Here is a 24332-nt window from a genome sequence, read left to right as displayed (position 1 = left end):
CTTTTATACCACTATCAAACCAAAGTATTGCAGTGCCCAAAAGCCAAGCGCAAATATCGGCGTGGCAGACAATAAGGAGTCAATACGATCAAGGATACCGCCATGCCCTGGCAAGATTGTCCCTGAGTCTTTGACACCAGCACGGCGTTTGAGCATTGACTCAAACAAATCGCCGAGTACCGAAGCCAGTATCGTCAGTACCGATAGCGCAGCAAAGGCGATCAGTGGCACCCCTGTCAGCTGTAGCTTAAAGACGCTGATGGCCACGACGACGAGCAACCCTGTGACAATGCCGCCGGCCAATCCTTCCATACTTTTATTGGGTGAAACGTTTGGTGCCATTTTGCGGCGACCAAGCTTGCGCCCGACAAAATATGCCCCACTATCCGCGCACCACACCAATAAAAACACATACAGCAGCCACCAAGCTGATAGCTGCCACAGATAAAACATAGCCGTGATGGCGGCGGTTAATATCACCGCGCCCATCAAGCCCAGCTTTTTGCCATACCAATTGGTCGTCGTCGGAAAGACCCGAACCCAAGACAGCGCCATCAGCCATATGACGAGCGATGCGGCCCACCAAAACAGCCACGTCACTTTAAACAGCAGTGACACCACAGTCAGCGCCAAAACCAAAAGCACAAATAACGCTGGCTGACGCCATTTGGGCATCAGCTTGGTCCATTCGTGAGCGGCGATGATTACCCCTATCGCCAACAGCGGCGCAAACAAAATCGGTGTTTGGCTCGCAAACATTGCAATACCAACGATAATAACGAGAACAATTGCCGTCTTAATCCGTTGCCACATACTCATTGAGCCTTATAATAATGAAAAACGTATGGTCAAAAAATGCATTATAGCAGCTAATCCACAATAGCCCACTCATTGCTACTGACTGCAACAAAAGCGGTTTATTATTTCATAAGCACGCGGCCTTAACCACTGTGAATAATCACTACTAAAAGCGTAGCAGGCTTTTAAAGCACAAAAAAGACAAGCAGCGAGCAAGTATCGGACAAGCAAGTATAAGATAAGACGTTAGGGTTGTTTAGGGTAATTGCTGCGCGCAAGCGACTTGCTCGCTGGTTTTACCAAAGCGGCGTTGGCGCTGGGCAAACTCTGTAACCATCGATGCCAGCTCTGCTGCGCGAAAATCAGGCCATAGGGTTTTGGTAAAAAACAACTCAGCATAAGCGGACTGCCATAATAAAAAGTTCGATAATCGGTACTCACCGCCTGTCCGTATCAGCATATCGACCGCTGGGGCGTCTGCTAACTGGACATGGCGGCCAAGCAAGTCTTTATCGATATCATCAGCACACAGCTCCCCTGCCTGCACCTGTTTGGCCAACTGTTTGGCAGCATGGGCAATATCCCACTGTCCACCATAGCTGATGGCAATGACCAATGTCATGGCATCAAAATGCGCGGTTTTTTCTTCTGCATCGGCCATCAATGCTTGTAACTCTGCACTGAGCGGACTGCGATCTCCGATAAACCGTAAGCGAATACGGTATTTGTCCATCCGCGGCATTTGCTCATGAATGGTTGAGGTTAAAAGCTGCATGAGCAGCGTCACTTCACTCGGCGGACGTTGCCAGTTTTCGCTAGAAAAAGCAAATACCGTCAAAACCTCAATACCAGTATCGACACAGTATTCGACAATAGGGTCTAGCGCATCTTTGCCTGCCACATGTCCATGGCCTTTGGGTAGATGATTGGCTTTGCCATAGCGGTTGTTGCCATCCATGATGATGGCGATATGACGGGGTAGAAGAGCAGGAGCCAAGGCGGCTGAAGTAGACATAGGCTAGCTTGCTTATTGTTGAGATGGTTTAATAATAACGCGTGTCATGACGGCAAAAAAGCCAAAAAAATAAGATGTGGTAATTATTCACAAACTTATCATAAAGCGGTCTGCTACGGCTTTATGATTGACGACACAATAATAAGCAGCCAATCGCACTGGCGCAGTGGCTGCTAAACGACATATAGTCCATTGGAAATAAAACTTTTATAGATAGGGCTGCGCGACTGGTATAAACGTTACTTGCGTGCTGCTATCATTCGATACGGCACAGCCTGCATTTAAAAACAGCACCCCAGTCGCGCTCTGCCATCAATCGTTATACTTCCATCAGCTCGCTTTCTTTTTTGCTCAAACGGCTGTCGATGGTCTCGATGTATTTATCAGTGATTTTTTGAATATCATCACTAGCGCGGCGCTCGTCATCTTCTGAGATCTCTTTTTCTTTTGCCAGATCTTTTATGTCATTCATCATATCACGGCGGATATTACGAATCGAGACGCGGCTGTTTTCTGCTTCACCGCGCGCCAGCTTTTGCATATCGCGGCGGGTCTCTTCTGTCAGTGCTGGCATCGGCACACGAATCACATCAGCGGTCATCGGGTTCAATCCCAAATCCGCTTCGCGAATGGCCTTGTCCACAGCCTGTACCATCGTGCGGTCAAAAGGCTGTACAAGCAATGTGCGCGAGTCTTCGACATTGACACTGGCTACTTGGTTGAGCGGTGTGTCTGCGCCGTAGTAGCTGACCATCACGCCAGATAGCATGCCTGGATGGGCGCGGCCTGTACGTACCTTACTAAAGGTGTTTTCAAGCGCTTCTAAGGTTTTTTGCATACGGGCTTCACCGTCTTGCTTAATCTCTTTAATCATTGTGCATCCTTATTTATCGCTGTCGATAAATCATTCATGGTTGTTAATAGATAGTTATTTTGCGGCAACTCATCACTCGTAGCATGGCGCTTGACCGCGCATATTGGGCAATATTATGCCAATTAATACTAATGATAAACGCGCGTGCCTTCGTTTTCGCCCATGACCACATTTAATAAGGCGTTGGGCTTGGTCATATCAAACACTTGTAGCGGTACATTGTGCTCACGGCACAAGGCGATAGCGGTTAAGTCCATAACGCCAAGCTTTTGCTCTAAGACTTCATCAAAAGTCAAACCATCGTATTTTTTGGCATCGGCATGCAAACTTGGGTCTTTGTCATAGACGCCATCCACTTTGGTGGCTTTTAATATCAAGCCTGCTTCAACCTCGATACCGCGCAGACATGCTGCTGTGTCAGTGGTAAAGAAAGGATTACCAGTACCGGCGACAAAGATACAAACCTCACCGTTTTTTAGGTAGCGAATGGCATTGCGGCTGCTATAGCTTTCAGTGACTTCACCAATCGGTAAGGCTGACATCAAGCGCGTTTTGATATTGCGGCGCTCAAGCGCATCACGCATGGCCAGACCGTTCATCACAGTCGCAAGCATACCCATTTGATCGCCGGTCACACGGCCGACTAGGCCCTCTTGTTGCAGCTGGGCACCGCGATATAAGTTACCACCACCAACGACGATACCAACTTGCACACCAAGGCCGCGCAAGTGGGCGATAGATAGGCTCATCTTATCGAGCACTTCGGTATCGATACCCATGTCCTTGCCACCAGCCAAGGCTTCGCCTGAGAGTTTTAGCAAGATACGAGAGTAACGCGGGTTTTTGTCAGACATGAGGTCACCTTGTTAGCATTAAATTATAATTAAAGTCATCGATAAAATACAAATGAAGATTGCCTTCTGATTTATGTACAGCCAGCGTTGATACGCAAGCCAGTGTCTGCGTATCGCTAGGTTGCGTGCAGCGCCCTACTCGTGATGCAGTGCTGAGCAGACAAAACCGTGCTGAGTAGATAAAAAGGCCAAATTGCGCTAATTGTAGCAAAAACTGCCCGCGATTGGGCAATTTTCACTCATCTATCATTGTGATGGCTTAGGGCGTGCCCTCAATTCAATCGATAGCCATCTAAATGGGCTAAAAATGGCCAAACCCGGCCAAACGGTGTCAAATAGCTGACTAATATCTCGATATTATCTGCGCTATTTTCCTTGTTTGACGGCGATTTATCTCATTTTTATCGCCATTTTTAAAATCAGGACACGCCCTAGCCTTGATAGCTGGCAAATAAGTCGTACTCGCTGGCCTCGTCAATGGTGACGGTCAAAAACTGACCAACCTTGACTTGCGCGCTGATGTCATCGACATAGACATGACCATCGATCTCTGGGGCATCGGCGTAACTCCGACAAATCGCAATGCCCTCAGCACTATCGATCTCATCGACCAACACCGTTAAGGTTTTACCGACTTTCTCTTGCAGCTTTTGTGCTGAGATGTCTTGTTGTAGCGTCATCAAGCGCTCATAGCGAGATTGCTTCACTTCTTCAGGCACATGACCTGGCAAGTCATTGGCTACCGCGCCTTCGACCTCTGAATAGGTAAAGGCACCGACGCGGTCAAGGCGTGCCTCGACGAGCCAATCGAGCAGACATTGAAAGTCTTCTTCGGTCTCGCCAGGGAAGCCGACGACGAAGGTTGAGCGAATGACGATATCAGGGCAAATCTCACGCCACGCTTTGATACGTGCCAAGGTGTTTTCGCTATGCGCTGGACGCTTCATGGCCTTTAAGATGCGGTGACTGGCATGCTGAAACGGAATGTCTAAATACGGCAGTAGCTTTTTTTCGCCCATCAGCTCGACGACTTTATCTACGTGCGGATACGGATAGACATAATGCAGACGCACCCAGATACCCAAGTCATTTAGTGCTTGGCATAAATCATAAAACTTGGATTTGAGCGGCATGCCATTCCAAAAGCTGGTTTTGTACTTTAGATCGAGCCCATAAGCTGACGTGTCTTGCGAGATAATTAGCAATTCTTTCACGCCAGCGTTTTTGAGCGCCAGTGCTTCTTTCATGACATTATCAATCGGACGCGAGACTAAGTCACCGCGCAAGCTTGGAATGATGCAAAAGGTACAACGGTGATTACAGCCTTCTGATATCTTTAGATAAGCATAATGGCTTGGGGTCAGCTTAATACCCGCTTCATTGATCAGATCTATTTTTGGATCGTAATGGCTATCTACGTCGCGCTTGGGCTTGGGCTTGGGCACATGCTGCGAGACGGCAGTGATGACCTCATCATAAGCATGTGCGCCTGTGACCGATAGCACCGCTGGATGCATCTCACGGATTTTATCCGCTTCTTTTCCTAAGCAGCCAGTAACGATGACCTTACCGTTTTTGCTGATGGCTTCTCCGATGGCGTCGAGCGACTCTTGTACCGCTGACTCAATAAAACCGCAGGTGTTAACCACCACCAAATCTGCGCCATCGTAGTCACTTGCGACCTGATAACCATCGCGGCTAAGCTCTGTGATGATCCGCTCACTATCGACCAGTGCCTTTGGGCAACCAAGCGACACAAAACCGATCTTTGGCGCGGCTTGAACTGGCGCATCGCTCGCAGCTGTACGGGCTACTGTGGCATCGCCACTTTGCGCGATACTGCGATTTTGATTATGATTGGCTTTGTGGTGATAGGGCTGAGTACCGTCTGCCTGACTCGTTGACTGCTTTTGCGCAGGCTTAGCAGGATTAAAGATAGTGGCTGTGTTTTTTGGAGCAGTAGAAGCTGGCTGTGAAGATATCGTCGTATTTACCGACTCGGTAGAGGTTTTGGGCATGGCTGACCTTGCTTGAGATAAATTGGCTGTGCGCATTGTACGTTTTTTTTATGATAATCACCAGTTTTGCCGCTCTATAGCGTTGATTTATGATTAAATATTGGTAGATTTCTTTTTTATGTTAGGCGTACTTCATGACAGCTGATGTAGTAGTGACAAAACCTGCCCCCAATTTTGCCTTTATGGCTCAGCATTTGTTTACGGCTATCTTGTGGGTCGATGAGGAACTGACCATTACTTGGCTAAATGCTCAAGCAGAGCAACTGCTGGCGACCAGTAGTGGCCGCCTACTGGGGCAATCTATCTTGGCGCTGCTCACCCCAAAAACCTCAACATCGACTTTCAAAGACCACCCCAAAGACCATCTCAAAACCCATAGCGATACTTACAATTCTAAAAAAACAAAGAATGTCGCTTGCTCCTTGACCGAGCGCTTTCGGCAAGCCAGAGTGTATCAACAGCCATTTATTGATCATGATCATCTTGTGAGCACACAATTGAACAATCATACAGCGCTGCTGATCGACTATAGCGTGACGCCGGTCATTGACGAGCAGCAGCATGGTTTTATCATTGAGATGTGGGGCAAGGATCGCCAAAGCCGTATCTCAGAGGAGCAGCGCCAGCAGCAGCAATATAACGTCGCGCGTCAGATGCTACGCTCGGTCGCTCACGAAATAAAAAACCCATTGGCCGGTATTCGCGGGGCAGCGCAGTTGTTGCAGCGGCAATTTATCAAGTTTAGTGAGGGCGGTTTTTTGGCTGATGCAGCGCACACTCAACAAAGTGCTGCCAGCCCCCCTCCTGACAAACAAAAAAACGCGGCAAAACTGCGCAGCTACACCGATATCATCATCGCAGAGACCGACCGTCTGACTCAACTTATCGGTCAGTTTCTTGGCTCCAATCAGTTACCAAACTGGCAAATGCTCAATATTCATGAGCCGCTAGAGCATGTCTTGTCTCTAATCGTCAACCAATATCCACAGGTGACGCTACAGCGTGATTATGATTTATCACTGCCTGAGCTCTGCGCTGATAAGGATCAACTGATTCAAGTATTTTTGAACCTCATTAATAATGCTTGTGAGTCGATGACTGAGTTTGAACAAACGCTACAACAGCATAAAATCTCAGAGTCTCAAGAACCACCACAAGCTACCATGCAAATGGATAGCAATTCTACTTATCAGCCCATACTGCATCTACAAACACGAGTGGTCTTTCAGCACACCATCGGCAGCCAGCAGCACAAACAAGTTTTGCAAGTGACCATCACCGATAATGGCTCAGGCATAGATGACGATCTCATTGGCCAGATATTTTTTCCGATGGTCACCAGCCGCGCAGCAGGCACGGGTCTAGGGCTGTCTATTGTCCAAGATATCATCAGCCGCCATCATGGTATGATCGATGTCAGCTCTGCCCAATCGAACACCCATCACACACGCCAAACTCAGTTTGCCCTGTATTTGCCCTTTAGCCAGCCAGACCTTACTATAAACACCTCATAACAATCCTATAATAACCTCATGACAACCAATACACCCTCTGATGTTATCGCCCACTAGGCCCAAGATATGACTGAGTATAATGACAACCACGCTTTACATGACCATCAACTCTCAAGCGATCAGCCAATACCTGCTCCAACGGACAAACCCAGCAGTCTTGCCGCTGCTACGTTATGGCTTATCGATGATGATGCCGCCCTACGCCTGATATTGGCCGATACCTTTGAAGATGCAGGGCTCACTGTGATTAGCTTCACGCAAGCGCAAGCGGCATGGACACGCCTAAATGATATCTTGCAGCAGCAAACACCTGCAGACCAGCTCCCTGATGTGATATTGACTGATATTCGTATGCCTATGATGGATGGTCTGTCCTTTAGCGACTGGGTACATCAGCATTTCCCTCAGCTGCCCATCGTCATTATGACGGCGCATTCTGATCTAAGCTCTGCCATCAGTAGCTATCAGACTGGCGCATTTGAGTATCTGCCCAAACCCTTTGATTTAGATGAAGCGGTGACAACGATTTATAAAGCCATTCACTATCAGCCCCATACCGATGTTAAGACAAAAAACACCAGAAAATCCGCTGTCAAATCGGATGCGACGCCCAACGAGCCCAATAAACCTACTAAGCCGACTGGCCATACAAACCAAGCATCCAAAACCTCACCAACCACCGCGCCGATCAAACCAGCTGCCAAAGAGACATCTCCGACACCACCCGCCGCGACCGACAACCCCAGTGGCATCATCGGGCAGTCACAAGCGATGCAAACGGTGTTTCGCGCGATTGGCCGTTTGGCCCACTCTCCCATCACAGTGTTGATCACAGGCGAATCAGGCACCGGTAAAGAGCTGGTCGCCAGCGCCCTGCATCAGCATTCACCGCGGCGACAGCAGCCTTTTATTGCCTTAAACATGGCAGCGATTCCGCATGATTTAATCGAATCTGAGCTATTTGGTCACGAAAAAGGTGCGTTTACGGGGGCGACGACCACACGGCAAGGACGGTTTGAACAGGCCAATGGTGGGACACTGTTTTTGGATGAGATCGGTGACATGCCCTTTAGTACGCAGACACGTTTGCTGCGAGTATTGGCCAATGGCGAGTTTTATCGCGTTGGTGGGCAGCAGCCTGTCAAAGTCGATGTGCGTATCATCGCCGCCACTCATCAACACTTAGAAGCACTGGTCAAACAAGGTAAGTTCCGCGAAGATTTGTTTTATCGCCTTAACGTCATACGCTTGCCTCTGCCGCCCCTGCGCACACGCCGTGAAGATATCCCTGCCCTCGCCAGCTACTTTATGCAGCGCGCCGCCAAGCAGATGAATACTGCCAAAAAACATCTGCATCCAGCAGCACTGCAAGTCATGCAGGCGTTTGAGTGGCGCGGTAATGTGCGTCAGCTCGAAAATGTCTGCCTGTGGCTGACCGTGATGGCCACCGGTGACACGGTCATGGTAGAGGACTTACCACCAGAGCTGCTCGATAGTGTGCCAGCGGATATAACACAGCAGCCACAGCCACCTCATGCAGCGCGCTCATCCCAAATCCCGCCGCAGATAGACATGAATACCCAAGGGTCGATCGACTCTGGCGCTATTAGCCCCAATCCACCTATGACGACGCAGACCGACTGGCAACAGCCTCTAGCCGCATGGGCAAAGCAGGCGCTACAGACCGGCGAAACCGACATCCTACAAACAGCTACGCCTGAATTTGAACGCGTACTACTCACCGCCGCCCTCAACCATAGTGGTGGCAAAAAAATAGCGGCGGCCCATCTGCTAGGCTGGGGACGCAATACATTGACACGCAAATTGCAGCAACTAAACCTCACGCCAGCACAAGATCAAAATAAATATCACTAAAACGTTAAAAAAACTTAAAATAAAAGTCTTTTTATATCATTAACTTATGAAAAACATGAAAAATAATTGCTAAAATATCAAAAATAATTGCAAATAGGGGTTGCCAAACAATTTAAACTCTATATAATAGCCAACCACTGAGACGCACTACCGAATCAGTTAACTATTTCGATAGCATTTGAGTTCATATGCTTTTGATGATAGAGTAACGAAAATGGGGCTGTGGCGGAATTGGTAGACGCACCAGATTTAGGTTCTGGCGCCGCAAGGTGTGAGAGTTCGAGTCTCTCCAGCCCCACCATTTTCGGATAGTACATCTTAGACCAAATATTAAAACCTGCCTTGATGCAGGTTTTTTTGTGCCTGTTAGTTTTTATGCTTATATGCTTGCTAATTAGAAAGCTCTTACTAAACGCCAAGCATCGAAGCTATTATCGAAGTATAGCAGCTTCAGTATTTAGCGCTCAGCGTTTGCTCCAATCTATACTATAGTCAATTCTCAATAAAACAGATACATTATATATCAACGTGGAACTGTATCGTTTTTATACTGAACTCACTATACGCTTTATTTCTCAATACTCTTCCCTAACCGACCTTCTCTTTAATCTCACATACGTCTTAACGCCAAAAGTATCTGCGCCATGCTTTGATACCTTTTCTCTACTCGCTTTGCCAATGCTTGATCAATAATGGGTTGATAATGGCGGTATGCTGGCGGTAGCCTTGGAATTGGCTGCTGACAGTGCTGGACTGCCCATGCCTTGAGCGGCTCACGACTTTGTTTATCAATCTGCAACGGCCGCACCCCCACCAATATCTCATACAGCATAATCCCAAACGCATAGATATCGTTCTGCACCGATGCGCCGTGTCCTTGCCAGCGCTCAGGTGCCAGATACGCCGGTGTACCCGCAAGATGACCTATGGTTGACGCCTCCACACGAGTGGCCAAAGCAAAATCAGTTAATAACAAGTCAGTCTTGAGGCTGCTATCATCTGTCTGACTTGACAAAAAATGAGGTGGCGACAAATCATCTAGCAAGATATTACTGGGTTTAATATCATTATGCAGCCAGCCTACGCGATGCAGCTGCGTGATTACTTGTGCCGCTTGCATGATAAGCTGATGCTTTTGACGGGCGGGCAGCGGCCGCTTTAAATACTGTGATAGACTGCCGTTTTTATAATAGGGCATCACCACAACGATGAGCGCTGACGGCGGCGCTGCAATGTGCAGACGTAACTCATAATGCGCCAGTAGTGGCGGTGCCACGCGCTGATATGGCGTTAAAGCAGACAGCGCGGTGATGACGCCATACTCATAAAAGACGCCGCTAGATACCGCTTGAGCGCTCTGCTGACAATGATGCTTGCTTAATTGCCACTTAAGTAGCACTGGGCCAAACTGTGAGTGCATGGCACGGCTCAAGCCCTGATAGTCGCCTGCATACACGCCGATGCGCAAGTGCGATACCTGACGATACTGCAACTTTACCAATTCTTTTGTCAGTACAGGCAATATCTGCTGAGCATCAGCCTGCCATACTGGCGCTGTCTTCGCTTGTCTTAGCGATGAATTACTGGCATTGTCTTTCATGCTAAAGTAAGGCCTTTATTTAGAATTACTTTGTATTTGTATATCGTCATTTTATATAGCCAACCCAACATAAAATTGGCACACTTGATATCATATGCTACTGGTATTCATTTTGCGCAGCATCTGCCGGCGTAGGCACAGCACGCAAGGAAAATAAATGCCAGTAGGACGGTACCTATTTTCGTTAATATTTTTTCTGTTATAAGCGACCCAGTATTATGTCCCAGTCTTCCACATCCGTTATAAATTATGCCCTGCCCGAGCCGCTATTAGAGTTACTGGGGCAGTATCTGCAAGAGCAAGTCACGCCAAAGATCGATATCGATCCGCAGCAGCTGGCCTATCGCTGGGTCGGTGGCCACCGCGGGCGCTTGGAGCCTTTGGCAGTCAATTTGTTTTTAAGTCTGGATGATTTGCATGGTATCGATACGCAAAAGGCAAAACTGGTGCAAAACACACGGCAGTTTTTAAAGGGCTATCCGGCCAATCACGTCTTGATGACAGGGACGCGCGGCGCAGGGAAATCATCGCTGATTCGAGCATTGCTACAAGCCTACCATAGCGAAGGGCTACGTATCATCGAAATCGCCCGTGATGACCTGCGGGTGCTTGATAAGATACGCGCCGCCATCCGCGCCCTACCAGCGGACACCGATTGCCGCTATATCGTGTACTGTGATGATTTGGCATTTAACGGTCAAGACGAGAGTTACCGGACGTTAAAGAGTGTGTTAGACGGGGCGCTGGACTCCGAGCAAGACAAGCTACTGGTGTATGCCACCAGTAACCGTCGGCACCTTTTACCGCAGCTGATGAAAGACAATGTCAATATTTATAATGGGCAAACCGATGAAGTCAATCCTTATGAGACCATCGACGAGACGGTATCGTTGTCTGATCGCTTTGGCTTGTGGCTGTCGTTTCACCCGATGGATCAAAATACTTACTTACACATCGTTCGCCATTATTTATCACTTGCATCAAATCGCAATCTAGATAATGCGAATGACGTTAAAGAAAGTAACAATAATGAAGAAGAAAATAAAGCGCTACCTGACAATATCAGAGCCGCTGCCTTACGCTGGGCATCAGAGCGTGGCGGGCGTTCGGGGCGAGTGGCCTATCAGTTTAGCCGCTACTGGATAGGACAAGCGCAGTTAGCTGCTGAGGACAATCAGTCTTAAACATCGGCTACCTGTCATTTTTTAGGAGCGCGTGCAGAACCTAAGTACTGCACGCGGCTACCCGCTTCTTCATCTACCAAATTCGCTGCGCCATTTACTATATATTGGTCGAAATCTGCGGCCAGCCATAGATTGCCTACATAAACACTTTGGGCATCCAGACGAATATGCGCCATGTTTGGCGTACGACTCTGCGGATTATCAAAGCTTTGATAACGTGCGCTAAAATGGGTCAATATCAAGTTTGACAGTCCGCTCTCTTGGGCAAATTTGCCGATCAGCTGCGCGCTACTGTGCATGGGATCAAAGTCTGGGTTTTTTGCCTGTATCTTATTTAACACCGCATGGGTATAAGTGGCTTCATGCACCAGCAAGTCTGCATCAACGACCGCCGCATATAGGCACTCTGGCGTATCATTATCGCCTGCAATCACTACCCGAGTACGTTGGCTGTCATTATCGACATACTCAGCAGACGACAGCATGCGTCCGTCTTCTGTCACAACATCTTCGCCTTGCTGCAGCCTGCCCCACAGCGCACTGGCTGGGATACCATCAGCTGTCAATTTATCAGTATTCAGGGTACGGCGGCTGATCGTCTGAGTAATACCAAAACCATAAGAGGCGACGCGGTGCGACAGCGGGTGAATGTCTATAACCAGCTGATGTTGGTGATCTACATTGATAGTTACATCACTTTTGTGCTCATCATTTGGCTCAGACAATATATCTTCTATCGCCATAAAATCAATGGCAAATGGCAAATACAGCTCGGTTGTCAGCCTCATTGCCTCAAGCATTTTGGCAATGGCTTTGGGCGCAATAAGCGTCAGCGCTGCAGTACGTCCTGACATGGCCGCACTCGCAAGTAACCCCGGCAGACCATAACAATGGTCGCCATGCACATGAGTGATACAAATGGCTTGTAGCTGATGCAAAGATAGCTTGGTATAAAGCAGCTGATGCTGTGTGCCCTCACCGCAATCAATTAAAACCCAAGGACGCGACTTTTTGTTTTGCTGTCGACTTGCCCCCGAGCTATAAGGATTGAGGCACTCTATCGCCAGCGCTGTGACGTTACGCTGCTTGGTTGGCACGCCAGCGGAGGTGCCCAAAAAGGTGAGCTTTAACATAAACGCCCTCTTTTAGCTAAATCCTTATCTACTGTAACGACTGGCATAGCATGGTCCTTTGACCTTCAATCATTTTACCGCCATTAGCCGTACATTCATTGACCATATTGGACTCATAAGATTTCCAGCCGCCATAAAAGCTGGCAACACACAAAATCACCACCAGCAGCTTTTGTGACCATGCTTTGATAGATACTTGCTGGCGATGCACCTCTGTAGCCTCTGTATGCTGTTTGGCTGCAATCTCACTGTCAGTCGGTGTCCTGTTGGGTTTATTCAAGTCTGTCATGTCTTATCCTAAAAAAGGTTTTGTCTATAAATAAACAAAACCTTTTATGTTGATTTTAAATCAATAATTAGGGCGTATCCTAATCATTTATACCATTCGCTTTGTTTAGAATTTTAAACGCCCGCCTTTTTCTTCGGCACGTTTAAACGCCTCACGCTCTTCGCAGCGTTTTAGCCAGTTTAAAATATTGGTGTACTTACTGCTATCCAAACCAGAGCCTGCATTGGCTCCGACGACGGCAAGATGCATCTGAATATCAGCGGCGCTAAACTCACTACCAGCAAACCAATGATTGTCCTGTAGGTGCTGCTCCATCATGCCCAGCATACTGTCTAGGCTGCGGCTAATCATGTTTTTTTCCACTTGGCTTTGGATTTTTTTGCTGACTGGTTTGATGAGCATGGGCGACTGGTCAACAACTTTGCTAAACACCAAACGCATCACTAGCGGCGGCATCAATGATGCCTCGGCAAAGTGTAACCAAAAGGTATAAGCCTCCCACGCCGCTTCGTTGTCATCAGCAGGTTTGAACTGCTTGTCGGTATCGTAATGCTTGATTAAATACTCGATGATAAACCCTGACTCAATCAGCACGCGATCGTTGACCTCTAGCATTGGTGCATGACCGATTGGATGCACTTTTTTTAAGCTATCAGGCGCACGATACGCTCTGTTGCGCTCGTAGCAAGTCAATTCATAATCGGTGTTTAGCTCTTCTAACAGCCAAATAATACGAAACGAGCGTGAGTTTGCTAAATGATGAAGATGTAACATAAACCGTCCTAGTTATCATGTGAGTGAGCAATAGCATATAGACAAAGTGTCCTGCGCCTGACGCGCTTGGCAGTAACGGCGTTTGTCCGTGACAGCGCTTGGCGTGCATACTGCTCGATAATAGCGCAATTCATCTGTTATTAACACACAAACTGCGGTGCACACGGGCAAAAACTATGGCTAAAAAACCATGGCTAACAAATCAAACCTATCATCCGCCATATGATCGCCTTACTTCGAATGCAGCTGCTCTATCTTGCGCGTCATTTTGTCTATTTTTTGCTGATAGCGTTTAATTTTACGAAAACGATGAGCCGCAAGCACCCCTTCGATACGGCGGTTGGTCAGGCGGCGACGCGGTGGAAAGCTACCGACTTGTGGCTCGTTGTAACCATGCAGGCGATCATCACGGCGACGCGCCCTATAGCCAAGCGCACTATCAGCAATCATAATCAGTAACGCGACAAAAATCATGCCGTACATAAATAATGAGCCGCCCTCATTGATGCTTTGGTGCAATATCGTAATCGAAAAGATAAACAAAAAAATCGGCTCAAGATAGCATAGTGTGCCAAACAACGAGACGGGCAACTTTTGACTGGCGACCATGGTCAGCGACATCGCCGCGGTGCTGATGATACCCAGCAGCGGCAACAGATACCAAAATTTATCGGTAGTGATCGCCAGCGCAAACCCGCCACTCATATACAGGGCAATCATCACCACTGGCGTCAGCAGCACCAAATCAGAGATAAGGCCGGTGATGGGCGGTACTGCCAGCTTGCGACGCAGCAGATAATAAGGCGGATAACCCAGACAGACAAACAATGTCGCCCAAGAAATCGCGCCGTACTGCCAGACATCATACGCGATGCCCAGAGCTGCGCAGATGGTGGCGACCCACTGTAGCGGCGTCATCGCTTCATTATAAAAAAACCGACCCACCATGATCATAATCATCGGGTACAAAAAATACCCCAGTGTCACCTCAAGCCCCAGATTATTGACTGGTGCCCACATAAATATCCAAATCTGGGCGCCCAATATCGGCGTCGGCAAGATAAATAAAAACCACTCTTTGGATGTTTTTAGGGTTTTTAGGTAATCAAAGATATGCTGCCACTGTTTTAACACACTGACCAGCAGCACCAAACTCAACAGCATCATCAGCACACGCCACGAGGCGACTTGCGTCCCAGATAGCGGCTGCATCAATAGACCAAATAAAAACAACAATGAGTATAAAAAGTTTGCTGCCACGGCAGCGATGGTGCCCTGCGACGTTTGGGTGGTGGTGAGCATAAAAACAGCCTTTTGAGATAAGCGCACGTCCTTGGCAATTTTAGAAAAAAACAAAAGCCTCAGACGCGGACGTCGGAGGCTTTTGTCTACAAGACCTGTTGTCTATCTCATTGTACACGCAGGTTGTACGTCGCCAATCATGCTAAAACCCTTCGGTTTTAAAAGCAGACTAATACAATCATCTGTCGTTACATATCACAAGATAAACGCTTGAAATGACTCATACTTATATCATAGCCAGCATTATGTCAAAGTCAGAATAGATAAGCAATACATCCACTTGACGAGTCTTTGAATTTTATATAGCCGACCTACTTTAAAACAGGTGCCGTACTACTGAAATGAATTTTATGCCGCCTCTGGCGTGATGAAGTCACACAGCGAGCAAAGAAAATTTATACCAGTAGCGCCTGACACATAGTATCTTGCACGCCATTTTTATTTCGGATCGACTATATCGTTACGAGTTTGGCGCTTTATTTGGCATCTAACTGCTCTATTTTTCGCTGGATTTTATCCATTTTTCGCTGATAACGGCGTATTTTACGAAACCGATGCGCTTTTAGTGCGCCATCAATACGGCGATTTATCAGGCGGCGTCGTGGTGGAAAGCCGCCTACTTGTGGCTCGCGGTAGCCATGCAAATGATCGCTACGGCGCCGACTCAGATAACCTATCGCACTATCGACAATCATCACCAGCAGCGCTGCCGTAATCATGCCATACATAAACAATGAGCCTCCTTCATCTAAGCTCTGACTGAGCACGGTGATGGACAATACAAACAATAGCATAGGCTCGATATAGCTAAGCGCGCCAAATAGCGACACGGGCAGCTTGCTACTGGCCAGCATCGTCAGCGACATCGCCAGTGCACTAAAAGCGCCTAGCAGTGGCAATAAATACCAAAACTTCATATTTTGCGCCGCCATACTAAAGCCGCCACTGGTATAGAGCATCAGTAGCACCACTGGCGTCAGCAGCGTCAAATCAGACAACAATCCCGTAATCGGTGGCACAGCAATCGTCCGCCTGAGCAGATAATACGGCGGATAGCCCAAGCATACAAACAGCGTCACCCACGATATCGAGCCGTATTGCAAGATATCATGACCAATACCAAAAGCCGCCAGTAGCGCCGCCGCTCCTTGCAGCAGGCTCATCGGCTCACGATAAAAAAAGCGACCAAGAACGATCATCACCAGCGGCAATAAAAAATACCCCAAAGTGACATCAAGGCCATAACCGTTCACAGGTGCCCACATAAACAGCCAAATCTGCCCACCCAATATCGGGGTTGGCAGTATAAATATCAGCCAGTCTTTGGCGGTTTTGAGCGTTTTTAGATAATCAAAAACATGCTGCCACTGCTTGCTCACACTGACCAGCAGCACCAGACTGAGTAGCATCATCAACACACGCCATGACGCCACTTGCGTGCCCGTCAAAGGCTGCATAAATAACCCAAATAAAAACATCATCGAAAATAAAACACTCGATGATATCGACGCGATAGTCCCGTTCCAAAAATCTTACTCAAACCTAGCCAGTATTGACTATTAGATAGGTTTGACGTTTTCTTTCTGCTTCATTGTCACGCGCTATTTCTCATTTGAGATTTAGACTGACCACGACTCCACAGACTTTTTTAATTGGCGATGGAACTCACCGTCCAATAAACAGGATTATGCAGCTGTTAAAATAACAGTCGCGTTATTTAAAATATTGATGCTGGCGTTGAGGTCACGGTCATGAGAAACCTGACAGTTAGGGCACAACCACTCACGCATTTTCAATGTTAGCTCATCTTTACCAAGGATATGATTGCAGTTTGAACAGGTTTTTGAGCTTGGGTAGAAGGGTCCGACTGATTTCACAACCTTGCCTTGCTCAGTGGCTTTGTAGATAAGCTGTCGCTTAAACTCAAAGAAACCCAAGTCACTGATAGCTCTTGATAGCCGCCTGTTCTTAACCATACCTTTGACATTCAAATCCTCAATCGCAATCACATCGAACTCATTAACCAGACTTGTTGTGATTTGATGGAGAGAATCTTGCCTAATACACCTGATCTTATAGTGCAAACGAGAGAGCTTGGTTTTCGCTTTTTCTCTGTTTTTACTGCCTTTTTTAGTGCGACTGAGCGCTTTGTTTAGCGTTCTTAGTTTTTTAAGGTTTGCTTGAAGTGGTTTTGGCGCTTTAATTTTAGTGCCGTCTGATAAAACCAGTAAGTCGGTAATACCAAGATCAACACCAACGCTTTTACCTGTCTTTTTAGTAGGAATTACAGCTTTTTGTATTTCAACAGCCACACTAACAAACCACTTACCGCCACGTTTAGAGATGGTGGCTGACATGATCTTGCCGTCAAAACGTAAAGCTTCTTTTAAGCGAACCCAGCCCAAGTTTGGGATACGAATGGATTTACCTTTAATGGCAAATTGGTCGTTGGATAAACTGAATCTATCGTCACGGCCTTTTTTACGAGCGGTTGGGTATTTCGCTAAGCCTTTAAAGAAGTTGTTATAAGCATCACCCAACTGCATGATTGCCGCCTGCGGAGCGCATTTGGTCACTTCCAGCATATAGGGGAATAATTCACGCTTAATGGCGTTCAATTCGCGTCTGAGCTTCGCCTGTGAGGGCTTGTTTAGATTTTTAGTATCAACCTCAACGCCTGCGGCCAAACACGCATCACGGTACGCTTTGTCAAGCGCATACTGCCGCTGCCACTCATGCAAAGCCCAGTTGTAGGCTTTTCTCGCCACGCCACAAGCACGAGCAAGGTGATTTGCCTGTACGTTGTTTGGCTTGAGTTCGATAATGTGTCCACGGATCATAATGCTTTTTTAACCGCCTCTATTAATTGTTGGTTTTTCTTGCTGCAAGAGCCGTATAGCCTCGCTGAAAATACGGTGATAATCTCCAATACATCTTGGGCTAATTCTTGCTCAAAACTCAACTCTTCACCTTGATTGATTATTACCACTTCAACGTCACGAGCCTCACACAACATGAAAACCAGTTCTGCACCAAATCGTAAAAGCCTGTCTTTATGGGTAATTACCAGCCGTTCAACTTTATTGCTCAGTATGTCATCAAGCAGGTTTTTTAAGCCTTTCTTTTTATAATCCATTCCACTACCAAGATCGGTAATCGTCTCAAAAGTCCAGCCTTGCCTGGCACAATAAAGTTCCAAAACTTGAGACTGGAGAAGTAAGTCGTCTTTTTGATCACGACTCGACACACGAGCATAAGCAATGGTTTTTCGGTCTAATTTAGGTGGTGTATTCAAGGAATGCGGTCTGATTTCACTTAAATCATATCGCCTATGCCCGTTTTCGGTTCGCTTGGCGACTAACGTACCATCCTCATCCCAACGTCTTAATGTGGATTGAGCAACCCCGAAATGTTTGGCAGCCTCCCCAATACTAACCAGTTTCCCCATAACTTGCTCTCTATATTATAGATATAATCTATCTATTATAGTAATAAATAGGTAGGTTTGTATATGTTTTATTTAACTTTTTGCAACCCCTGAAAGGTTTGATTGGTCGTCAGCATAACAACAGCCTCAATTTAGCACTTTTTAGGTATAAGTAAGTATCATTCAAAGATCAGCATAAACAGTGGTAATAAAAGATAAAAAGGATTATCAAAGACAACATCCTATAAGCGATAAATGACATCCAAAAAAAAGCCTCCAACGATAACGTCAGAGGCTTTTTCTAGAGCAAGAATGCCAAACTAGAGCAAAAGCGAACTACTGAAACCGTTACTTATCGTCGGTATTGTCACCCTCAGTGTTTGTTTCATCTAATACAGGATCGTTGGCAATGTCGATAACATCGTGAACGTCGGTCGCCGCATCGATATCGATTTGCGCTTGGCCTGCTACCTCAAAGGTGCCATCTTCACGCATGGCATCGACCAGTTCATCGTCGCTCTCTTCGTGCTCGACCCGCGCCATCGCCACCAGCTTTTCTTCTTTTGATAGGCGAATCAAGGTGACGCCTTGGGTGTTACGACCAGAGCTGGCCACATGCTCAACTGGCGTACGCACGAGCGTGCCTTTGTCCGATATTAGAATGATATCGTCTGTAGGGTCAACCTTGGTCGCTCGCACCAGTGCGCCATTACGTGCGCTGGTTTTGATGGCTATCACACCGCCGCCACCGCGGTTTTGCGTATTAAACTCGTCGATAAAGGTACGCTTACCAAAGCCGTTTTCACAAGCGATAAGGATTTCGCGTACATCATCTTCGATAACGACTAGTGATTTGATAAATTCATCATCAGCCAAACGCATACCGCGTACACCTTTGGCAGTACGGCCCATGGCGCGGGCATCGTTTTCATCAAAACGAATGGCTTTACCACTCGATGCAAATAGCATCACCTCTTGGCTACCGTTGGTGATACGGGCGCTCACCAGTTTGTCACCGTCTTCTAGACCAATGGCAATCAAGCCATTGGAGCGGATATTGGCAAACTGCTTGAGCTCTACGCGTTTCACCGTACCATTGGCAGTGGCAAAGAAAACAAACGGCGGCTCGGCCTCATTGCTACTCTCTGAGCTATCATCATCGCCATCGCTCACAGTGTTGCCAGACAGCTCTTCGACGATTTTTGGAATAGGCAAAATGGTGGTGACGGTTTCGTCAGCATCCAAACTGATGAGGTTGACCAATGGACGACCGCGTGAGCCTCGGCTAGCAATCGGCACTTCAAACCCACGTAGGCTAAAGACGCGGCCGCTGTCCGTAAAGCACAGCACGGTCGCATGCGTCGAGGTCACTACCAAGTGATCTATCACATCATCTTCTTTCATAGCAGTTGCCGACTTGCCTTTGCCGCCGCGTTTTTGCGCCACATAATCATCAATGGGCTGAGTCTTGGCGTAGCCGGTGCGCGAGACAGTCATCACGACAGTCTGCTCAGGGATGAGGTCTTCACGGTTAAAGTCCATACGCGAGTCGATAATATCGGTACGGCGCTCATCACCAAAGTTATCACGAATCTCGATAAGCTCATTAGAGATGATACTCATCAGCTTATCAAAATCACCAAGAATCGACTCCAAATGAGCGATTTCACGCAGCAAATCTTGATACTCTTCGGTCAACTTGTCTTGCTCAAGTCCCGTCAAACGGTGCAGCTGCATGTCTAAAATCGCATTGACCTGCTCAAGTGATAAGCGATAGCGCTCCTCACCTTCGATCAAACCAAACGGCGCTTTTGGGTCCTCGCCTTCGATAAATTCAGGACGCACAGACTGGCTACCAGCCGCTGTTAGCATCGCCACGACACTACCGGAGCCCCATGTATTATTTAATAAGCTCTCGCGTGCCAAGCCGCGGTTGGCCGAGGCTTTGATAGTGGCGATGATATCGTCGATATTGGCGAGCGCAACGGTCAAACCTTCGAGCAAATGACCACGGACGCGCGCTTTGTTTAGCTCAAAAATCGTACGACGCGTCACCACTTCTTGACGGTGACGAACAAAGGCGGCGATCAGCTGGCGCAAAGTCAGCAGTTTTGGCTGACCATTATCCAGCGCCACCATATTGATACTAAAGCTCGACTCTAGCGGCGTTTGCAAAAACAAATTATTGACAATGACTTCAGCCGTCTCGCCGCGGCGCAAGTCAATGGCGATACGCATCCCTTCTTTATCCGACTCATCGCGAATCTCGGTGATGCCCTCGATTTTTTTGTCTCGTACCAGCTCTGCAATACGCTCAATCAACTTGGCTTTATTGGCCTGATACGGCACTTCGGTAAAGACAATACGCTCGCGATCACGGTTGACACCTGTGTCACTCATCGGCTCGATATGATAGCGCCCACGAATATGCAAGCGGCCTTTACCGGTACGATAGGCATCTAAAATACCCGCGCGGCCATAAATAATACCGCCCGTTGGGAAATCGGGGCCTGAGATATGCGACATCAGCTCTTCCGCTGAAACTTGCGGATTTGCAGCATAAGCAAGACAAGCATTGATCACTTCGGTCAGGTTATGCGGCGCCATATTGGTCGCCATACCAACGGCGATACCTGTCGCCCCGTTGACCAGTAGGTTGGGAATACGCGCTGGCATCACGCTTGGCATGCGCTCAGAGCCGTCGTAGTTGTCTTCCCAATCGACCGTGTCTTTATCCAAATCTGCAAGCATCTGGTGAGTCAGCTTGGTCATACGAACTTCGGTATAACGCATGGCCGCCGGTGGATCATCATCGATCGAGCCAAAGTTACCTTGGCCATCGATCATCGGATAACGCAGACTAAAATCCTGCGCCATACGCACGATAGCATCATAAACCGCACTATCACCATGTGGGTGATATTTACCGATGACGTCACCGACCACACGTGCTGATTTTTTGTAGGGTTTGTTATAATCGTTTGATAGCACGTGCATGGCATACATCACACGGCGGTGTACAGGCTTGAACCCATCACGCACATCAGGCAGCGCACGTGAGACGATCACGCTCATCGCATAATCCAAATACGACTGCTTTAGTTCATCTACGATGCCAATAGGACTGACCGATTCGCTCATATACACTCCTTCACTCACTTTTTTCTGATGCTGTCAACATTGCTTGAGATGTCTTTGGGTCATACAAAAATACAGCTGCAAAAAAATGCAGCTATCATTGAAATATAGACTCCAAAAAACCCTCACTCAGCGCACAAAACAACAAGAAAATAGTGATACGGTTTTTGTTAAAAGTAACGTTTTATAAAAGAAGCTATTTTAGCACAAATTTGCCGTATTAGGGGCATTTGCACAGGATTAAAACCAAGCGAATCAGGAGATTAGCGGTCGTTTTTTTGACTTTTTTTCTCTATTTTTTGTGTGTCAGCGGCAGATCTTTTTAGACTGACTAATCTTGCCGTTATGACAAACAAATTTGCCATCTTTTGAACAGTGTGACACCCCGCCCATTTTCCCTGAACAAGGCGTATTTCGAGCTTGTACTTGGCTGATGGGCGCAGTGATAACAGCGCAAGCCAGTAGTGATAACAAGATAGATTTCATAGGGTTTCTCTTATTGACGTCTCGTTAAGCGGCATAAAAAACTGCGTCCAATATTATGGACACAGTTTGGTGGATTGTCAGACGATTTATCCGTTTGAGTATCGTTAACCTATTGCGAAATAGCAGCCGTAGTACATGACCTAAAGGCTGCCGATGTCATGTTGGATTGACTACCGGCTTAAAGTTTTGATCAAAAAACGCACGCGTGGCCTCAGTACAGGCTGGACTGACCAGACCACCATGATAATTGGTATAAAATGCTAGGAGTGGTATATTGCCTTGCGCCTCAGCGTCAGCTTTTACCTTTTCTACGCTCTGACTAAAGCGAGTCTGTACGCGGACTCTGACCGCCTCTGCATCCCAAGTATTCATGGCAGCTTGGCCAATCAAGCTCAAGGTCTGCTGATCTGGGCGCTCGTCAGCATTGTCTATATCGACATCGAGCACGGTGACATTGAGGTTTTTGGCTGATTCTTTTGCCGCTGCTTGCAGTAGCGTGACCATCGAGCCGGTATTGGTATCAAAATAAACCGTCGGGTCTTGGTTGCCGCCGCAAAGCAGTGTCGGCATGGTCGGCACATAACCACGTAAGTCATTGTCTTTTAATGCCTTACGTAGAGTGTTTTCAGGCATGGCTGCTGGTAGACCATCGCCGTTCTCTGCCCACAGTCCATCAGGATGTTTGTCGGTATCAGCGACATAGGCGGCACGAAAATCTGTCTTAATCAGATAGTCATTTTCATCATAACCACCCAAGATAGAAAACAGTTTACCTTGCTCTAGCCCTGCCAGCCTAGGGTCACTAGGATTTTTTTGAAACAGCGCATTATTAGGCAGTTTTTTCGTATCGACTAGCTGACCAAACGACAACGCATTTGGCAGCTGTGCATCCGCATATTTATCTAGGAATATGTCTGATTTTTTATTATAAATATTGCCATATTTTTCTTGTAGGCCACTGCCAAGTAATGGCGCAAACCTTGAGGCACCGATATTGACGTTACCTCTAAATATCTCATCACCAAACGCTGCGAGCGCATAAGGCCCCGAAGATGGCGCGATGGCTGTCACTGGTTTTTCTTGGGATTGTAGCAATCTGGCCGTTGCCATCGTGACATAGCCGCCTTGCGAGTAGCCAGCGATAAATAGCTTGCCTGAATCCGCAATATCACGGTAATTGACCGCATTGGCACGCTTTTGCCGTGCCATGATATCGCGCGCGCTGTCTAGGGCGTCGACCATGTCTGTCGACTGCTGCTGAGCCACAAGGTAAGGATGGTAATCAAGCGTGGAGTCATCATAGCCTGCATAATTGGGTGCGACAACGATATAGCCTTGTGCGGCAAAATTAGCAGCGATTAAGTTGGCTTCGCTTACCGCAGGATTTTGAATATTACCCACTTGCGCAAAGTCATAAGACTTGTCGGTGGTCGTACCATGGGCATATAATAGCAGCGGTCGCGCGCCTTGGCATTCAGGAGCATCGCCCGTTGGCAGCATCAAAGCTGCGGTAGCATTGGTATCTTCGTCTGCAGCACCCTTGGTATCATAGCTGACTTTTTCTATCGTGACGCCGCATTTGGCTGCGGGCGTTGCTGTACTACCCAGCCCAAAACTGCTGTCTACTTGAGAGGCGCTAAAGGAGTTGACAAATTCAGCAGTGGCTGATGAGACGATATCAACATCATTATCAAAGTCATTGTCATCGCCGCAGCCGACCAGCCATATACTACTGGCGATGGCGACTGATAAGACACTGCGCATCGCTATCGGTTTGTGAGTCGCTGCGCGGCCGCGCCGTGAGTGGGGAGTGATCATAATGGCTATCCTTAGCAGTCAAAAGCGGTGAAAAATTGTAAAAAAAAGCGCCGTGCGTCCTTGGCAAGTAATGATACCTTTATATCGCAAACACTACCGAAAAGCTACCAGAAAACAGACACAATAGCGCATCACAAGCACCAGCCATACCCGCGTTGAGTATCGACAAGCCTGCTCAGCCTTTCATCCCGTAGCCGATGATACCAAGCGCTTAAGCACACTCAACGCCCACA

At 47.5% G+C, this 24332-nt stretch carries 19 protein-coding genes and 1 tRNA gene; 4 read left to right on the top strand and 16 right to left on the bottom strand.

Going from position 1 to position 24332, the window contains the following annotated elements:
• Positions 1-3: 3 nt before the first annotated feature.
• The 5 genes from C6W44_RS08880 to rimO form a co-directional block, all read right to left on the bottom strand.
• Entirely contained in the window at positions 4-813 is an 810-nt protein-coding gene (locus C6W44_RS08880) for a phosphatidate cytidylyltransferase (RefSeq protein WP_105245056.1), read from the bottom strand.
• A 241-nt stretch (positions 814-1054) separates the two neighbouring features.
• Positions 1055-1813, bottom strand: a complete 759-nt coding sequence (uppS, locus tag C6W44_RS08875) for a polyprenyl diphosphate synthase (protein ID WP_105245055.1) — start codon at positions 1811-1813, stop codon at positions 1055-1057.
• Between the two features lie 319 nt (positions 1814-2132).
• Positions 2133-2687, bottom strand: coding sequence for a ribosome recycling factor (gene frr, locus C6W44_RS08870; RefSeq protein WP_075101541.1), 555 nt, complete (start codon positions 2685-2687; stop codon positions 2133-2135).
• 128 nt (positions 2688-2815) lie between these two features.
• Positions 2816-3541, bottom strand: coding sequence for a UMP kinase (gene pyrH / locus C6W44_RS08865; RefSeq protein ID WP_075101540.1), 726 nt, complete (start codon positions 3539-3541; stop codon positions 2816-2818).
• 431 nt (positions 3542-3972) lie between these two features.
• Positions 3973-5559, bottom strand: a complete 1587-nt coding sequence (gene rimO, locus C6W44_RS08860) for a 30S ribosomal protein S12 methylthiotransferase RimO (RefSeq protein ID WP_105245054.1) — start codon at positions 5557-5559, stop codon at positions 3973-3975.
• A gap of 134 nt (positions 5560-5693) precedes the next feature.
• Here rimO and C6W44_RS08855 point away from each other — a divergent pair, with 134 nt between their 5' ends.
• From C6W44_RS08855 to C6W44_RS08845, 3 genes are all read left to right on the top strand, one after another.
• Entirely contained in the window at positions 5694-7073 is a 1380-nt protein-coding gene (locus tag C6W44_RS08855; protein ID WP_105245053.1) for a two-component system sensor histidine kinase NtrB, read from the top strand.
• A gap of 66 nt (positions 7074-7139) precedes the next feature.
• Positions 7140-8948, top strand: a complete 1809-nt coding sequence (locus C6W44_RS08850; protein ID WP_105245052.1) for a sigma 54-interacting transcriptional regulator — start codon at positions 7140-7142, stop codon at positions 8946-8948.
• 216 nt (positions 8949-9164) lie between these two features.
• Positions 9165-9249: transfer RNA gene (locus tag C6W44_RS08845), tRNA-Leu, on the top strand.
• A 309-nt stretch (positions 9250-9558) separates the two neighbouring features.
• Here the strand turns inward: C6W44_RS08845 and C6W44_RS08840 are convergent.
• Positions 9559-10548, bottom strand: coding sequence for a serine/threonine-protein kinase (locus C6W44_RS08840; protein ID WP_105245051.1), 990 nt, complete (start codon positions 10546-10548; stop codon positions 9559-9561).
• A gap of 218 nt (positions 10549-10766) precedes the next feature.
• Between C6W44_RS08840 and C6W44_RS08835 the strand changes: the two genes are divergently transcribed.
• On the top strand, positions 10767-11732 hold the full coding sequence (locus C6W44_RS08835; RefSeq protein ID WP_105245050.1) for an ATP-binding protein: 966 nt from the start codon (positions 10767-10769) through the stop codon (positions 11730-11732).
• Positions 11733-11746: 14 nt separating this feature from the next.
• Here the strand turns inward: C6W44_RS08835 and C6W44_RS08830 are convergent, their stop codons facing one another.
• The 10 genes from C6W44_RS08830 to C6W44_RS08785 all read right to left on the bottom strand — a co-directional run bounded on the left by C6W44_RS08830 (position 11747) and on the right by C6W44_RS08785 (position 24099).
• Positions 11747-12865 carry a ribonuclease Z gene (locus tag C6W44_RS08830; protein ID WP_105245049.1) on the bottom strand — a complete coding sequence of 373 codons (1119 nt, stop codon included), beginning with the start codon at positions 12863-12865 and terminating at the stop codon, positions 11747-11749.
• Positions 12866-12893: 28 nt separating this feature from the next.
• Positions 12894-13154: a hypothetical protein gene (locus C6W44_RS08825; protein WP_105245048.1), complete on the bottom strand. Its 261-nt coding sequence runs from the start codon at positions 13152-13154 to the stop codon at positions 12894-12896.
• A 105-nt stretch (positions 13155-13259) separates the two neighbouring features.
• Positions 13260-13928, bottom strand: coding sequence for a glutathione S-transferase (locus C6W44_RS08820; RefSeq protein ID WP_105245047.1), 669 nt, complete (start codon positions 13926-13928; stop codon positions 13260-13262).
• A 231-nt stretch (positions 13929-14159) separates the two neighbouring features.
• Complete coding sequence (gene rarD, locus C6W44_RS08815; RefSeq protein ID WP_105245046.1) at positions 14160-15230, bottom strand: EamA family transporter RarD; 1071 nt, start codon at positions 15228-15230, stop codon at positions 14160-14162.
• Between the two features lie 476 nt (positions 15231-15706).
• Entirely contained in the window at positions 15707-16744 is a 1038-nt protein-coding gene (rarD, locus tag C6W44_RS08810; RefSeq protein ID WP_227526476.1) for an EamA family transporter RarD, read from the bottom strand.
• A 171-nt stretch (positions 16745-16915) separates the two neighbouring features.
• The gene (locus C6W44_RS08805; protein WP_093071385.1) at positions 16916-18070 is read right to left on the bottom strand and encodes an RNA-guided endonuclease InsQ/TnpB family protein; all 1155 of its coding nucleotides are present in this window, start codon (positions 18068-18070) and stop codon (positions 16916-16918) included.
• Positions 18067-18678 carry an IS607 family transposase gene (locus C6W44_RS08800; protein WP_105243882.1) on the bottom strand — a complete coding sequence of 204 codons (612 nt, stop codon included), beginning with the start codon at positions 18676-18678 and terminating at the stop codon, positions 18067-18069. The genes C6W44_RS08805 and C6W44_RS08800 overlap by 4 nt, the downstream gene beginning before the upstream one ends.
• Positions 18679-19005: 327 nt before the next feature.
• A complete protein-coding gene (gene gyrA / locus C6W44_RS08795; RefSeq protein WP_105245044.1) occupies positions 19006-21798 on the bottom strand; it encodes a DNA gyrase subunit A in 2793 nt (930 codons plus the stop codon).
• A 303-nt stretch (positions 21799-22101) separates the two neighbouring features.
• Positions 22102-22281 (bottom strand): hypothetical protein, encoded by a 180-nt coding sequence (locus C6W44_RS08790; protein ID WP_105245043.1) that lies wholly within the window; start codon positions 22279-22281, stop codon positions 22102-22104.
• A 156-nt stretch (positions 22282-22437) separates the two neighbouring features.
• Positions 22438-24099, bottom strand: coding sequence for an alpha/beta hydrolase family protein (locus C6W44_RS08785; protein WP_105245042.1), 1662 nt, complete (start codon positions 24097-24099; stop codon positions 22438-22440).
• Positions 24100-24332 lie beyond the last annotated feature (233 nt).

Origin of the sequence: Psychrobacter sp. Marseille-P5312, from assembly GCF_900291405.1 — a bacterium.
GTDB classification, from domain to species: domain Bacteria; phylum Pseudomonadota; class Gammaproteobacteria; order Pseudomonadales; family Moraxellaceae; genus Psychrobacter; species Psychrobacter celer.
The sequence above is the reverse complement of the archived record's forward strand: the minus strand, read 5'-3'. Positions and strand labels throughout refer to the sequence as shown.

Coding starts and splice junctions, on each gene's coding strand:
- C6W44_RS08880 (WP_105245056.1), bottom strand. CDS start 813: ATGTGGCAACGGATTAAGACGGCAATTGTTCTCGTTATTATCGTTGGT.
- uppS (WP_105245055.1), bottom strand. CDS start 1,813: ATGTCTACTTCAGCCGCCTTGGCTCCTGCTCTTCTACCCCGTCATATC.
- frr (WP_075101541.1), bottom strand. CDS start 2,687: ATGATTAAAGAGATTAAGCAAGACGGTGAAGCCCGTATGCAAAAAACC.
- pyrH (WP_075101540.1), bottom strand. CDS start 3,541: ATGTCTGACAAAAACCCGCGTTACTCTCGTATCTTGCTAAAACTCTCA.
- rimO (WP_105245054.1), bottom strand. CDS start 5,559: ATGCCCAAAACCTCTACCGAGTCGGTAAATACGACGATATCTTCACAG.
- C6W44_RS08855 (WP_105245053.1), top strand. CDS start 5,694: ATGACAGCTGATGTAGTAGTGACAAAACCTGCCCCCAATTTTGCCTTT.
- C6W44_RS08850 (WP_105245052.1), top strand. CDS start 7,140: ATGACTGAGTATAATGACAACCACGCTTTACATGACCATCAACTCTCA.
- C6W44_RS08840 (WP_105245051.1), bottom strand. CDS start 10,548: ATGAAAGACAATGCCAGTAATTCATCGCTAAGACAAGCGAAGACAGCG.
- C6W44_RS08835 (WP_105245050.1), top strand. CDS start 10,767: ATGTCCCAGTCTTCCACATCCGTTATAAATTATGCCCTGCCCGAGCCG.
- C6W44_RS08830 (WP_105245049.1), bottom strand. CDS start 12,865: ATGTTAAAGCTCACCTTTTTGGGCACCTCCGCTGGCGTGCCAACCAAG.
- C6W44_RS08825 (WP_105245048.1), bottom strand. CDS start 13,154: ATGACAGACTTGAATAAACCCAACAGGACACCGACTGACAGTGAGATT.
- C6W44_RS08820 (WP_105245047.1), bottom strand. CDS start 13,928: ATGTTACATCTTCATCATTTAGCAAACTCACGCTCGTTTCGTATTATT.
- rarD (WP_105245046.1), bottom strand. CDS start 15,230: ATGCTCACCACCACCCAAACGTCGCAGGGCACCATCGCTGCCGTGGCA.
- C6W44_RS08805 (WP_093071385.1), bottom strand. CDS start 18,070: ATGATCCGTGGACACATTATCGAACTCAAGCCAAACAACGTACAGGCA.
- C6W44_RS08800 (WP_105243882.1), bottom strand. CDS start 18,678: ATGGGGAAACTGGTTAGTATTGGGGAGGCTGCCAAACATTTCGGGGTT.
- gyrA (WP_105245044.1), bottom strand. CDS start 21,798: ATGAGCGAATCGGTCAGTCCTATTGGCATCGTAGATGAACTAAAGCAG.
- C6W44_RS08790 (WP_105245043.1), bottom strand. CDS start 22,281: ATGAAATCTATCTTGTTATCACTACTGGCTTGCGCTGTTATCACTGCG.
- C6W44_RS08785 (WP_105245042.1), bottom strand. CDS start 24,099: ATGATCACTCCCCACTCACGGCGCGGCCGCGCAGCGACTCACAAACCG.